Origin of the sequence: Mycobacterium tilburgii (genome assembly GCF_902168065.1) — a bacterium.
Lineage (GTDB): Bacteria > Actinomycetota > Actinomycetes > Mycobacteriales > Mycobacteriaceae > Mycobacterium > Mycobacterium tilburgii.
Window position 1 is genome coordinate 1 of sequence record NZ_LR655696.1, and the last position, 13026, is coordinate 13026.

6 protein-coding genes, 1 tRNA gene and 9 pseudogenes are annotated in these 13026 nt (G+C 64.6%); 6 read left to right on the forward strand and 10 right to left on the reverse strand.

Features of this window, described 5'->3' with window-relative positions:
* Window positions 1-105: 105 nt before the first annotated feature.
* Together FQ389_RS04855 and FQ389_RS04860 are read left to right on the forward strand one after the other, a co-directional pair.
* Window positions 106-1398: a pyridoxal phosphate-dependent aminotransferase gene (locus FQ389_RS04855; RefSeq protein WP_144206224.1), complete on the forward strand. Its 1293-nt coding sequence runs from the start codon at window positions 106-108 to the stop codon at window positions 1396-1398.
* Window positions 1399-1529: 131 nt separating this feature from the next.
* A pseudogene (locus FQ389_RS04860) lies at window positions 1530-2178 on the forward strand (YibE/F family protein); the annotation flags it as partial.
* Here FQ389_RS04860 and rfbA read toward each other — a convergent pair.
* The 6 genes and pseudogenes from rfbA to FQ389_RS04890 form a co-directional block, all read right to left on the reverse strand.
* The gene (rfbA, locus tag FQ389_RS04865; protein ID WP_144206225.1) at window positions 2148-3014 is read right to left on the reverse strand and encodes a glucose-1-phosphate thymidylyltransferase RfbA; all 867 of its coding nucleotides are present in this window, start codon (window positions 3012-3014) and stop codon (window positions 2148-2150) included. The pseudogene FQ389_RS04860 and the gene rfbA sit on opposite strands and share 31 nt — an antisense overlap.
* 15 nt (window positions 3015-3029) lie before the next feature.
* A pseudogene (locus tag FQ389_RS04870) lies at window positions 3030-3404 on the reverse strand (nuclear transport factor 2 family protein).
* Window positions 3405-3456: 52 nt separating this feature from the next.
* Window positions 3457-4207 (reverse strand): annotated as a pseudogene (locus tag FQ389_RS04875) (maleylpyruvate isomerase family mycothiol-dependent enzyme).
* Between the two features lie 25 nt (window positions 4208-4232).
* A pseudogene (locus tag FQ389_RS04880) lies at window positions 4233-5213 on the reverse strand (UDP-glucose dehydrogenase family protein); the annotation flags it as partial.
* A gap of 125 nt (window positions 5214-5338) precedes the next feature.
* A complete protein-coding gene (gene dcd / locus FQ389_RS04885) occupies window positions 5339-5911 on the reverse strand; it encodes a dCTP deaminase (RefSeq protein ID WP_144206226.1) in 573 nt (190 codons plus the stop codon).
* A 73-nt stretch (window positions 5912-5984) separates the two neighbouring features.
* A pseudogene (locus tag FQ389_RS04890) lies at window positions 5985-6597 on the reverse strand (hypothetical protein); the annotation flags it as partial.
* Between the two features lie 138 nt (window positions 6598-6735).
* On the opposite strand from FQ389_RS04890, the gene FQ389_RS04895 reads away from it, so the two are divergent.
* From FQ389_RS04895 to FQ389_RS04905, 3 genes and pseudogenes are all read left to right on the forward strand, one after another.
* Window positions 6736-6809: transfer RNA gene (locus FQ389_RS04895), tRNA-Gly, on the forward strand.
* Window positions 6810-7861: 1052 nt separating this feature from the next.
* A pseudogene (locus FQ389_RS04900) lies at window positions 7862-8281 on the forward strand (DUF7159 family protein); the annotation flags it as partial.
* A gap of 593 nt (window positions 8282-8874) precedes the next feature.
* Window positions 8875-9732 carry a L,D-transpeptidase gene (locus tag FQ389_RS04905; RefSeq protein ID WP_144206227.1) on the forward strand — a complete coding sequence of 286 codons (858 nt, stop codon included), beginning with the start codon at window positions 8875-8877 and terminating at the stop codon, window positions 9730-9732.
* Window positions 9733-9863: 131 nt separating this feature from the next.
* On the opposite strand, the gene FQ389_RS04910 is transcribed toward FQ389_RS04905, so the two are convergent.
* Together FQ389_RS04910 and FQ389_RS19070 are read right to left on the reverse strand one after the other, a co-directional pair.
* The gene (locus FQ389_RS04910; protein ID WP_144206228.1) at window positions 9864-10403 is read right to left on the reverse strand and encodes a hypothetical protein; all 540 of its coding nucleotides are present in this window, start codon (window positions 10401-10403) and stop codon (window positions 9864-9866) included.
* Between the two features lie 203 nt (window positions 10404-10606).
* Complete coding sequence (locus tag FQ389_RS19070) at window positions 10607-10738, reverse strand: hypothetical protein (RefSeq protein ID WP_260860500.1); 132 nt, start codon at window positions 10736-10738, stop codon at window positions 10607-10609.
* Window positions 10739-11042: 304 nt separating this feature from the next.
* Between FQ389_RS19070 and FQ389_RS04920 the strand changes: the two are divergent.
* A pseudogene (locus tag FQ389_RS04920) lies at window positions 11043-11373 on the forward strand (serine aminopeptidase domain-containing protein); the annotation flags it as partial.
* Between the two features lie 336 nt (window positions 11374-11709).
* Here the strand turns inward: FQ389_RS04920 and FQ389_RS04925 are convergent.
* Together FQ389_RS04925 and FQ389_RS04930 are read right to left on the reverse strand one after the other, a co-directional pair.
* Window positions 11710-12334 (reverse strand): annotated as a pseudogene (locus FQ389_RS04925) (GAP family protein).
* Window positions 12335-12574: 240 nt separating this feature from the next.
* Window positions 12575-12879, reverse strand: a pseudogene (locus tag FQ389_RS04930) (hypothetical protein).
* Window positions 12880-13026 lie beyond the last annotated feature (147 nt).

The following is a 13026-nucleotide window of genomic DNA, read 5'->3' on the forward strand; positions in this document are numbered from 1 at the left end:
AAAGCCGATACCCTGGCACCCTCGGTCAAGGGTCTCGGGATCGCCCGCGGCGCGCGCCCGCCGGGTAAGCGCTGATCACAGATTGGCTTCTATCAGCAAAAATCAGTGGACAGCGGTGGCACGATGGGGGACGTGACCACTCACCAGGTGCCCGTACACAGCCCGGCGGGCCACCACCGGCAGCGCACTTTCGCGCAGTCGTCCAAACTGCAGGACGTCCTGTACGAAATCCGCGGCCCGGTGCACGAGCATGCGGCGCGGTTGGAGGCCGAGGGCCACCGGATCCTCAAGCTGAACATCGGTAACCCGGCCCCGTTCGGCTTCGAGGCGCCCGACGTGATCACGCGGGACATGATTCAGGCGCTGCCCTACGCCCAGGGCTACTCCGATTCCAAGGGCATCCTGCCGGCCCGCCGCGCGGTGGTCACCCGCTATGAACTGGTCGACCACTTTCCCCGCTTCGACGTCGACGACGTCTTCCTAGGCAACGGTGTCTCCGAGCTGATCACGATGACGCTGCAGGCCCTGCTCGACAACGGCGATCAGGTGCTGATTCCCTCACCGGACTACCCGCTGTGGACGGCCTCGACCTCGCTCGCGGGCGGTACGCCGGTGCACTACCTGTGCGACGAGACGCAGGGCTGGCAGCCCAATATTGCCGACTTGGAGTCGAAGATCACCGAGCGCACTAAGGCGCTGGTGGTGATCAACCCGAACAACCCCACCGGCGCCGTCTACGACCGCGAGGTCCTCACCCAGATGGTCGAGCTGGCGCGCAAGCACCAGCTGTTGCTGCTCGCCGACGAGATCTACGACAAGATTCTGTACGACGACGCCAAGCACATCAGCCTGGCCACGCTCGCCCACGACGTGTTGTGCCTGACCTTCAACGGCCTGTCGAAGGCCTACCGGGTCGCCGGCTACCGTTCCGGCTGGCTGGCAATCACCGGCCCCAAGGACCATGCCGAGAGCTTCATTGAGGGCATCAGCCTGCTGGCCAACATGCGGCTGTGCCCCAATGTTCCGGCCCAGCACGCCATCCAGGTCGCCCTCGGCGGCTACCAGAGCATCGACGATTTGGTGCTGCCCGGCGGGCGGCTGCGCGAGCAACGCGACGTCGCGTGGACCAAGCTCAACGAGATTTCCGGGGTGTGCTGCGTCAAACCGGAGGGTGCGCTGTATGCCTTCCCGCGGTTGGACCCCGAGGTCTACGACATCACCGACGACGAGCAACTGGTGCTTGACCTGCTGCTACAGGAGAAGATCCTGGTCACCCAGGGCACTGGCTTCAATTGGCCGGCACCGGATCACCTGCGGATCGTGACGCTGCCGTGGGCGCGTGACCTGTCGGCCGCGATCGACCGGTTGGGCAACTTCCTTAGCAGCTATAGACAATAGGTGGGTTCGCGCCGCCTCTACGGTGGAGCGCGTGACTCACTCGCACTCGCACAATTTGTCGTCAGGGCCCTCCCCGTTCGGGAAGCTGCCCGCGAAGATCGTCGTCGGCCTGCTCGTACTGATCGGGATGGCCGTGCTCGCGCGATGGCGCACCCGCGGTGCCGGTGGCCCTGGTGGTGGCGGCGATCCTCTACGTCATCATCTACCTGGCGCACGGGGGTCAGCCTGCGCACCAGCGCCACCCTGCTGGGCACCCTGTCTTCGTTGCTGCTGGCGGGCGGATTATCTTGGGCGGCAATCTAATTAACGCATATGAACGGGCTGTCGGATGAACAGAACTCGGCTGTCAGCGCCTATCTGGGCAGTGTGTCGATCAGCGGGCTGCTGCTCGCCGGGTTCATCATCGGGTCGCTGGGTGTGCTCAACAACGTCACCATGACGCAGGCGTCGACCGTGTTCGAACTGGCCCACCTCGGCGGGGACACCACGCGGCGGGCGATCTTCGTCAGCGCTATCCGGGTAGGGCGCGATCACATCGCCAGCACGGTGTACACGCTGGTGCTGGCCGACGCCGGCAGCTCGCTGCCGCTGCTGTTCAGCGTCGCCAACCGGTCGCTGAGCGATGTGCTGATCAGTGAGAACGTGGCCATCGAGTCGGTGCGCTTGGCGGTCGGCGGAATCGCGCTGACACTCTCGGTCCCACTGACCACCGGGATCGCGGGCGGTGTCGGCCAAGCCCGAGGGGAACGTCAGCCCCGTTCCATCAGTTCCAGCAGATAGCCACCGTATCCGGACTTGAGCATGGTGTTGGCGCGGGTGGCCAACTGGTCGTCGGTGATCCATCCCTGCCGCCACGCGATTTCCTCGGGGACACCGACCTTGAGTCCTTGTCGGCGCTCCAGGGTACGAACGTAGTCGCTGGCGTCCAGAAGCGAGTCGAAGGTGCCGGTGTCCAACCACGCGGTGCCACGGGCCAGCACCTCGACCGAGAGCCGGCCGCGGTTGAGGTAGGTCTGATTGACCTCGGTGATCTCGTACTCGCCGCGCTCGGATTTCTTCAAGCCCTTGACGATTTCGATGACGTCGTTGTCGTAGAAATACAGGCCCGGCACCGCGTATTTCGACTTCGGCGTTTCGGGTTTCTCCTGCAATGACACCGCCATTCCGTCGTCCCCGAATTCGACGACACCGTATGTAGACGGGTTCGCCACCCAGTAGGCGAAAATGGCGCCGCCGCTTACCGATTGGAAGCGGCTCAGATTCGTACCGAGCCCCGGGCCGTAAAAGATGTTGTCCCCCAACACCAATGCCGCCGAGTCGTTGCCAATGTGGTCGGCGCCCAAGACAAACGCCTGCGCCAGGCCGTCGGGCCTCTCCTGCTGGACGTAGCTGAGGTTGATGCCGAATTGCGAGCCGTCGCCGAGGAGCCGCTTGAAGCCGTCCGCGTCGTGCGGGGTGGTGATCACCAAAATGTCGCGGATCCCGGCCATCATCAACGTGGACAGAGGGTAGTAGATCATCGGCTTGTCGTATACCGGCAGCAACTGCTTGCTGATGCCCATCGTGATCGGATGCAGACGCGTGCCCGACCCGCCGGCCAAGATGATTCCGCGCATGTGTGCTCCTAAGCCCTAGGTGACAAGGTCGGCCTCGGTCATTTCGGTGGCCGCCAGCGCCGACGCCAAGTCCTGGTGCCGGAAAACCGAGGTGACCCGGTCGTGGACCACCCGGAACGCCAGCGCACTGGGCGCGGCCGCTTCCGATTGTCGGGACTGCTGGCCTTAAATTCGGCGACGACGATGCCGTCGTGCACATACATCTGTCTCAGCTCCGTGCCGGGGCGCTGCGAGCCCGCCCAACTGCGCAGCGCCTCGTGACCTGCTGGACACCATGCGCGTCGGCCAGGTCGATGTCGTCGCTGGACAGGGTCGCCAGGGTTTCGATATCGCCGGCGTTGAGCGCATCGTGCCAAGCCAGCACGGTGGCGATCTCTCCGAAGTGGTCATGTTTTGCAAATTACCGTATGCCCCATTTCCTGCACGCGGTTTCCCCGCCGATCTAGAGAGGCGTGCACTCCACCCAGTGTTGCCACACGGCATCGTCGCCGAACATCTCGATGCTGGTTTCGGAGAGTGACCTTCGCCGCGTCATGGCCAGCAGCAGCTCGGTGGCGCTGCCTCGCATCGCCAATGTGCCCTTGCCGTGCTCGTTCGCCCAGGTGAAGCGCCCGTGGACACGCTGGCCGTCCATTCGCCGCTCTCACTGAGCCCGGGATCGGTCGCGTGGAGGTGCAGTGTGCTGCCGTCCGCCAGCGGCAGCGGGGCCCTGTTGGCGCCGGCCTGGACGTAGATGCTGTCGAGGAACTCGGAGATCGCGTCGGCCGCGAGGTCGGGTCGCAGGGATAAGTCGCGTCCGAGCGCGAGCGCGGCGTCGGCGCGGTGCACCGCCGCTTCGTGCAGCCGACGGCGGATGCACCAGTTCGCCGGGCGCGCCCCGAGGAACGTCCACACCGGCGTCTCGACGCTAGACAGTTCGACAGCGTCGACAAGCAGCTGCGCCCCGCCGTGCAGCCAGGAGACCGCGTCCGCCGGGTCCGGAGGAGGTTTGCCCCCTTCGACGCTGCGTAGATCGAGCAGCTGGTCGAGACGATCCCGCACGATTTGCGCCGCCCAGCGATCGCCGCGGCCGACATCCCGAAAGTTGGTCGAGGCTCCATCCTGGGCACGTCGGCACCGGTAGCGACATCGGAATCGGTGAAAAGTCCCGCGAAGGCGCGGTTTTCGTCGAGAAAGGCTGCCGCGTAATCCACGGGATCAGGCTACTCACCCGGCCGGTCAAGGTCGTCGGGCACCGAGCCGGAAAACCCGCCAGCCCGCCCGATTCCAACGCGCCACGTCCAAGCAGTTGCGTCCGTCGACAACGACCCGGCCGTGCACCGCGTCGGCGAGGTCATCCGGGTCGAGTCCGGTGAACTCCGGCCACTCGGTCAGAAGAAGGACCGCGTCCGCACCCTCGCACGCTTCGGTAACCGAGACGGCGTAATTCAGCGTCGGGAACATCCGGCGCGCGTTCTCCAGCGCCTTGGGGTCGTAGACGTTGACCGCGGCGCCGTTGAGCTGCAGCTGGCCCGCTACATTGAGCGCGGGTGAGTCCCACACATCGTCGACTCGGGTTTGAAGGCCGCGCCAAGTACGGCGATGTTGGCGCCCAGCAGGGAGCCGCCGCACGCCGTGGTAGCCAGCTCCACCATCTTGGTGCGCTGGCGCATGTTGATGCTGTCCACCTCGAGCAGGAACGTCAGTGCCTGGTTGGCGCCCAGCTCGCCCGCGCGGGCCATGAACGCCCGGATGTCCTTGGGCAGGCATCCCCCGCCGAATCCCAGCCCGGCGTTGAGGAATTTGCGCCCGATGCGGGAGTCGTACCCCAGCGCGTCGGCCAACAGCGTGACGTCGGCGCCGGCCGCCTCGCACACCTCGGAGACCGTTGATAAAGGAAATCTTGGTCGCCAGAAAGGCATTGGCTGAAGACTTGACCAATTCCGCTGTCTGCAAGTCGGTTACCAGAAACGGGACACCGGCGTTGAGGAGCTGAGCATACAGCTCACGAATGACGACCTCCGAGCACACCGAGTCCTGTTGAACGCCAAGCACAATCCGGTCCCGCTCCAAGGTGTCGGCCACGCGTGGCCTTCACGGAGAAACTCAGGGTTCCAGGCAATTTCGACGTCCACCCCGGAGGGTTCCAGTGCCGCGGCCCCGCTGACTGAGCTCCGCGGCCGTGCCCACTGGCACCGTCGACTTACCGACGAGCACCGCCCCGAGCACGATATCCAAGACAAACCACTCTAAAAGCATTGCTCGACAAGCTAAGTCCGGGCAGAGAAAGAATCACGGACCACTTTATACTCCCGCACGGAGCCTGTGCGGTTACCCAGCCGAAGCTATGTGGTTCTTATGAAGTTCTCGTAGGAGCGGGACGGAGTCGGCCCCCGCTGCCCCTGATATTTCGAGCCAACGCGCGAACTGCCGTACGGGTGCTCGGCCGGTCTGGTCAGGCGCAGAATGCACAGCTGCCCGATCTTCATGCCGGGCCACAGCGTGATCGGCAGGATCGCGACGTTCGACAGCTCGAGCGTGATGTGCCCGGTGAACCCGGGATCGATGAAGCCCGCCGTCGAGTGCGTGAGCAGCCCCAGCCGGCCCAGCGACGACTTGCCCTCCAGACGGCCGGCGAGGTCCTCGGGCAACGTGAACAGTTCGAGGGTGGACCCGAGCACGAACTCCCCCGGGTGCAGGACGAACGGTTCCCCGGCAGCGGGTTCGACCAACGTCGTCAGCTCGTCTTGCTGCTTGGCCGGGTCGATGTGGGTGTAGCGGGTGTTGTTGAACACCCGGAACATGCTGTCGAGGCGAACGTCGATGCTGGACGGCTGCACCAGGGTGTCGTCGAACGGATCGATGCCCAACCGGCCCGCAGTGATTTCGGCCCTGAGGTCACGATCGGAGAGCAGCACGCGACGAGCCTAACCGTTGCCCGGCGCCCGGTGTCCTGCATTCAGTCGGCGAGGTACGTTCGCAGCTCCTTGCGTAGCCACCACCGGTCGTCGTGACGTGGACGTGGTCGAAATGCCCCCTAGCAGATTCGGTTGGGCGCCGCCGGACGTATAGTAGACGCCGCGCCAGATCGCGTCCTGGATGCCGAACCGGTGAAAGTTGCCGAGCACGTACGCGACGATCTGGTTGCCCAGCGCGATGCCCTGCGGGCTGTCGGGGTTGGGGATCATCACGTCCAACGCAAGCCGAAGGGATGCCAGGGCAGCGAGTCCGGCCGCACACCGCTGATTTCGTGAATCTGGGGGAACTGGGCGCTGATCGCTCGGGACACCGGGACCGTTCGAATCTGCAAACCCTACTCGGGGGCGAGCTCGACGGGCAGGAACCGGGATCGGACGTGGTAGCGCGAAGCGGCCGGCTGCCGGTCGGCGCTCAGGCCCGCCGCGCTGTGCGGCAGATTGGCTTCGGCCGCGACGAATTCCAAACGATTCGGCGTGACGTCATCAATAACGGCTTTAGCCTCGGCCGGAGCGGTGAATGGACCGACATCGCCGCCTACCACGAAGGAGATTGCGCCGGTAGCCAGCAGCGCTGCCAGGACTACTGACGACTTGCGCCGCTTCCTGGCTAATCTGTGACGACCCACCCCGAGCACATTACAACATGATCTCGAAAGAATAAATGTGAGCATTTTAAATTTGACGGAATAACTACATTCCTACGCTCGGGTCGCACGGCCTGAGCTAGCACCACATCCGGATGCTAGCCTTTCTTGGGCAACCGCGCCGATGTAGTTCAATGGCAGAACATCAGCTTCCCAAGCTGAATACGCGGGTTCGATTCCCGTCATCGGCTCCAAGTTGACCAGGGCAAACACTGGTCGCAACCGCACCCTTCAACAGTTCGTTTTCGTACGCGGACGGATACGCAAGTCGCGGTTGGCCGGGCTCCATTTGGTCGATGAGCTGACGCAGCGCGGGGGTGCCGAACACCGCGCCTCAATCGTCGGAAGACCGACACAGTTCGTATCGATGTAGTAAGCCGCAGCCAACCGACGCTAACACCACCGCCGACACCTTGATCTGCTGTGAAGCGTGAGGGTCGCGACGTACGGTTACCAGATCCACAGCAACCGTCACCCAGAAGCGGTCTTGAGATGGGACAGAAATACCTAGTAGCATGTCGAAACTGGCCACACCGGATCAATCGCGCTTCGGCACATACTTCGGTCGCCCCGCTTGGAGTTAGTTGGCCAACTGGTGCACAGCCCTGACAAGGTAGACTACGATTCTGGCGAGCTAGTCGGCGAGCCTGCCGTCGGCTCGCCGATTATCAGCGGTTCTAGCGCTATACGCATCCGCCGAAGAAGATCCGTCAGCTGAAACATTACCGACAGGAGCGTGCCCTCGACCTGCAACTGCTGACCCGGCGCCAAGTTTCGAGTCTCGGCCTCGACGATCGGGGACTCTTGTTGCAAGGCCTTCAACCCTGATTGCAATCGTCCGGGCTGAGGGCGTCCCAATTGTCGTGCAGATCAGAGATGTGGCGCTGAAAATCCTGGACTGCCACCAGAGCGGGTCGGGATCGACAACGGGACTGGACGGTGGCTGCAGCGTATAAATGTGGGCCGGCACCGGCCCGGCCATCATGTCCGCTTGGGCGGTGCCCGCGGCAAACGAAGTGCTGCTCACGACAGCGGCAATTGCCATCGCGTTAAACCTCATGGGGACTCCCTCGGGTGATCCAAACTACCTCGTCGCGGTAAGTCCATGCCCAGCATGCTGCTACCGATCCCAACATCGAAGCGGCGAGACGCCAACCAGCCAGCTATCTGCGGGCACGCATAGCTTCTACCTAGCTTCCGCAAGGTCCCGGCACAGTTTTCCCCGCAACGATCGGTTCGCAGGGCAATGGACGTCGTACTCGGAGTGTCGATAGCGCCGACCTCGGTTCAGATGGTCATGTTGCAAAAAGAAAACGCGGACGGCCTCACGATCGACGAGAACGCGTTCCCGATCACCCCGGCCGATGACTCGCCCACCGTCAGTGCCTCTGATCGCGTGATCGCCGCCATCGAGTGCACCCGCGAGGACGCGGCCGGCGCCGGCATCGAACTGGACTCCATCGGGGTGGCGTGCACCGACCAGATCGAAGCTGCGGTGCTGCCCGACGCACTCGCTGCCCACAAGATTGAGAACGTCATGTTGGTCTCGGCATTTCTGGCCCCGACCGCACTAACCCAATCCGTCGGCGGTGCAATGGGTTACGAGCGCACTGCAGTGCTCTTCGTGGAGCCCGACACCGCGACGTTGGCCGTGGTCGAGACATCCCACACGTTTCACCAGTGAACCCACCGAGCTTGCAGAACGGCATCCCCGGCTTGATCTGACTCGCGCTCAGCATGCCCCGCACGCGCTGACCGGCGACATCCCCGGCCGGCGTGCTCGCACTCGGGTCAAGGCGGATGATCGCGTCGTCGCGCAGGTCGCCTTCTTCCTCATTCGAGGTGACGGTGCCGAGCGGGATGTTCTCGTCGTAGGTGAACGGCGCACCGTGGTTGCAATGCTCGCTGGTGAACAGGTAGTAAGCACCGTCGCCGCCTTGCGCAGCAAACCCCGCGGTGCACTTGGTGATTCCGTCACTGAACTGGATTCCCGGCGCCGGCGGCGCAGCGGCGCGCGCCGTTGCAGCAATCACCGTCGCATCCAGCAAAGTGACACAGGCCAAGCCGAGCCCTCGCAGCCCACGTCTGAACATTGTGTTCTCCTCGCTTCGTGTCCGACCTCACGTTGTCATAACGGCCGGTCGTAGCAAAATCGTGACCGACATTTGACCAATTGCTAACGCGCCCTTGCGCTTCCGCAGATCAGCGCGCATCTACCATTCCTATTGCAACTCTGTCAGTTAAAGGGAAATTGAGGTCATGCGCGCAGGTTTTCGATGTGCCGTTGCTGTCATCGGGATCGGCGCTACTGTGGTCGGCGGGTCCGCCGTGCTGAACCTGCCGTCACCGGAGGAAGTGGGCCTGGCCGCCGCCAGCGAGTCGTATGTGCCCTTCCCGATCGCGTCGGTGCTACCCGCCAGCAACCAGGCGGTCGGTATCGCCCACCCCCTGGTGGTGACCTTCCGGACGCCCGTGACCAACAGGCCCGCCGCCGAGCAGGCTCTCAAGATCACGTCGGCGCCGCCGATGACCGGCAGATACGAATGGCTCGACAACAATACGGTGCAGTGGACCCCCGACCGATACTGGCCGGCGCACAGCACCATTGCGCTCACCGTGGAAGGCCAACCCACGCAGATCAAGACCGGCCCGGCCGTGATCGGGATCGCCAGCATCGCCGAGCACACTTTCACGGTCAGCATCGACGGCGTCGAGACCGGTCCGCCGCAGTCGCTGCCGTCGCCGCACCACCGTCCGCACTTCGGCGAACCGGGCGTGCTGCCCGCCTCGCTGGGCCGGCCAGAGTACCCGACGCCGGTCGGCTCCTATACGGTGCTGGCCAAGGACCGGTCGGTACAAATGGATTCCAGCAGCGTCGGCATTCCGGTCGACGATCCCGACGGCTACCTGGTTACCGTGAACTACGCCGTCCGCATCACCAACCACGGTCTGTTCGTGCACTCCGCTCCGTGGGCCGTCAATTCGCTCGGACTGGACAATGTCAGCCACGGCTGCATCAGCCTGAGCCCCGAAGACGCCGAGTGGTACTACAACACGGTTAATGTCGGCGACCCCGTCGTCGTGCGGGAACACACGAACGAACTACCCTCGTCGTAAACGCGTAAACGACTGTCGCACAGCTTTGTCGTTTTTTCGTCGGCGTCGGCATCACCGCGGTAAATCTGCCGCACACGAGCAGAAAAGACCCGCTGGGATCACCCAGCGGGTCTTTTTGAGTCGGATGCGGATCAGTTCCCGTGCACCGGAGCGGGTCCGGGCGAAACCGGCTGCCCGGCCACCGGGCCGCCGGTCGGCGGCGGGCTCGTCGGCGCGTCCTTGGCCCCGGCCATGTCGATCAGCGGTGCGGCCGGCAAGCCGTCGGCGACGCCACCCAGGGCCACCAGCGGGGCACCCAGCGGCAACGGCGCCGCGATCGGCACTGGCGGCGCGCCCAGGGGCACCGGCGGGATCGGCGGGATCGGCGGTCCGAGCGCAATCAGCGGTGCCCCAGCGGGAATCGGGACAACCCCGGGGCCCGGCACCACCAAGGGCACGCCGGCCATGTCGGTCAGCGGAGCAGCGCACGGTGCCGCGGCTGCCCCGGCCCCGCCCGCGGCCGGCCCGCCGGCCGCGGGCGCACCACCGACCTCACCGGCCTGCCCGTACATGCAGGCTCCACCCCCGGTCATGTAGGGGACGGCTACCGCGTCCGGGCTCAACGCTATGGCGGCACCGCATAAACCAGCGCAGGCAACAACACCTATGTTGAATCGATCGAAGATCGGCATCAACGTCCAACTCCTTCATTCGCGCAGCAGAACCACATAGCCGTAGGCAAGTCGCTTCGGCGACCGCCCCCATTGTTGGTGGCGCGTGTAGAACACGCCGTGCGCCGCACCGCGCCGTGTCCAAATGGTGACGTCACGACGTCGTCACAAGTCAGTAGCGCGAATGCTGCGGCGCGGCAACGGAAAAGCTCTCGGTGTGACTCTCAGCGCGGCCAGGGCCGGTTGTACAGCAGGATCAGCGCCGTGACCCCGGTGAACACGACGGTGAACAGCGCTGCGGACGCGCACGATTCGTACACGTCGGCGATCGCGATGGTTTTGCCGCCGCGGACCACGACGCCATCGGCGGGATGGATCAGGCCGGTGAAGACCTGGGCGGTGGTGGACAGCCAGAACAGGCAGCAACCAGTATGTGCGGCTTGCGGTGACGGGCCTGCCCGGGAATCGCGGTTCGACGAGTGCGACGAGGGTGAAGACCACCCAGCCCGTCAAGAGCCAGCCCAGGTAGTTGGTCAGTGACACCCCCGAGCGCGCCGCTCAGGTCGTCATAGGAGTACCAGGTGTGGGCTGTCGCCTCGATCGGGTCGTATGTTAAATTATACCCGTCGAGAATGAACGTGGGGATCGACGGGTGCCGAGCTGGCCGGGGTCATCGAGGTTCCCGACGGCGCGGTGCGCGGCTGGGGCGTGTTCGCACACGGCTTCAAGCTCGGCAGGCACGGTCCGGCCGCGTCCCGGATTTGCAAGCAGCTAGCCTCCGACGGCATCGGCATGTTGCGCTTCGACGCGCTGGGTCTCGGCGGGTCGACGGGCGACTGAGGTGACGGGTCGTTTCACCGTCAAGGTCGACGCCGTCGTCCGGGTCTGCGAGTTCATGGTTGAGCACGGAACACCGCCGGACATCCAGGTCGGGCATTCCTGGAGCGGGGCGGCGGTGATCGCCGCGGCGATGCGCACGCCGGGGGTGCGGGTGCAACGGCTGCTCAGTCGGCAGGGCGACACCGCGTGGGGTGACACCTACATGGTCAACGTCCCGGTCGACGGCGACGCCGCCGGCCGGCTGCGTCAGATCGTCGAGTCCCGGCACACGTGGCACACCGACCGCAGCGGCCGGGCCATGGAAAGCAACCTCGCGCTCGAGCGCGTGCTGCATCACAAGGAGCTGCATTCCCAGCAGTGGGCTGCCCGGGGCCACGCGCGCATGATTCACAGCCTATCTCTGGGAAGTGCTGCGCGACAGAGCGTTTGGTAAGACAAATCGACTCGAGGCGCAAGCCGGCCTGGCCGATAACCCACGCCACCCGGCTCAGAGCACACGAATTCCGTTGTGCAACACCATCAAACCGATCAACACCAGGATCACCGCGAGCATCGCGGCGTTGTTCTTCTCCGTCCAGTTCTTGACGCGTTCCAAATCGTCCAGGCGATGGCCCGCGGCCACATAGGCCAGGATCGAGACGGCGACCGTTGACGCGGACACCGCGACAAACACCACGCCCGCCGATAACTTGTCGATGTTGTCGAGGTGGCTGGTACCGATGGCCAGACTGGCCGCCATACACATCAGCAGCACCTCGAGCCGGACCACGGCCAACACCAGCCCGGTGATCGCCGCGCGCCGAGGAGGCATGGTGGAGAACGAACGCATCCAGGCCGGCGACTCGGTGTGACTACCCTGGTGACCCAGCAGACCCAGCACCACCCGGAGCCAGGATGCCCACCTCGGCGTCGAGTTGTGCATGTCGCCGAGCGCGCCGGAACCTTCGACGAACAGCACGGTCTGCACCACCAGCCCGAACACCCAACCGGCCAGGAACATCAGGCTGGCGGGCCGCGGTTGCGGCGCGTGCAGAACGAGGACAGCCGAGATGAGGGAGGGACAGCGGCGAGACAGCGACAACAAGAGCCAACGGAATGAGCGTCGTCAACAGCGAGCTCCAGCGGGCAAGCCATCTCTCGTCAAAATCCGTGCCGTGCCACCGACCGTGCCGTGCCACCGACCGCACCGCGCTTGCAGTCCCGGGTCGCCGAACATGCGCGGTGCGGTTGGATGTGTTTGCAGCGCAACCCCCGAAGGAAAACACTAGGGAAAATCGCGCGGCCCGGCTTCACGTTGGGCACATTTCGCCGATGCCGGCTCGCCGCCGCTGTCGCCACAATGGCGGACGGTCCTAGCCCTTGCGGCGCAGCGTCCACGCCGAGATCCAGTGCGTCACGCTGCACTGCTTGGACCCGTAGGTGATCGGGTAGGTCACCAGCCCCCACCAGTCGCCCTGCTCGCACAGACCCCAGCAGCTCAGTCGCCCCTCGACGACCTTGTGCAGCTGCAGGCCGTTGGGTTGATACCGACCCGACCGATGCGGCTGGCGCGGAAACAGCACCGTCAAGTCGAGAGCACCGTGATCGCCGAGCGCACCACCCGGAACGGCCTGCAGACCGGGTATCCGTCATAGCCGATCGACGTGAGCGAACCCATTGTATGATCATACGTTCGATCAGCCGGGTCCGGAACGGCTCTTGGCGAATGTCGTCCGGCGTTGCCCGCAACTCGATATAGTTCGCTGGCAACAAACCGATCGGCCGGGGAGCACCGTATGAGCAGGGTTATTGCCTCAGGCTTACT

Coding starts and splice junctions, on each gene's coding strand:
- FQ389_RS04905 (WP_144206227.1), top strand. CDS start 8,875: ATGCGCGCAGGTTTTCGATGTGCCGTTGCTGTCATCGGGATCGGCGCT.
- rfbA (WP_144206225.1), bottom strand. CDS start 3,014: ATGCGCGGAATCATCTTGGCCGGCGGGTCGGGCACGCGTCTGCATCCG.
- FQ389_RS04910 (WP_144206228.1), bottom strand. CDS start 10,403: ATGCCGATCTTCGATCGATTCAACATAGGTGTTGTTGCCTGCGCTGGT.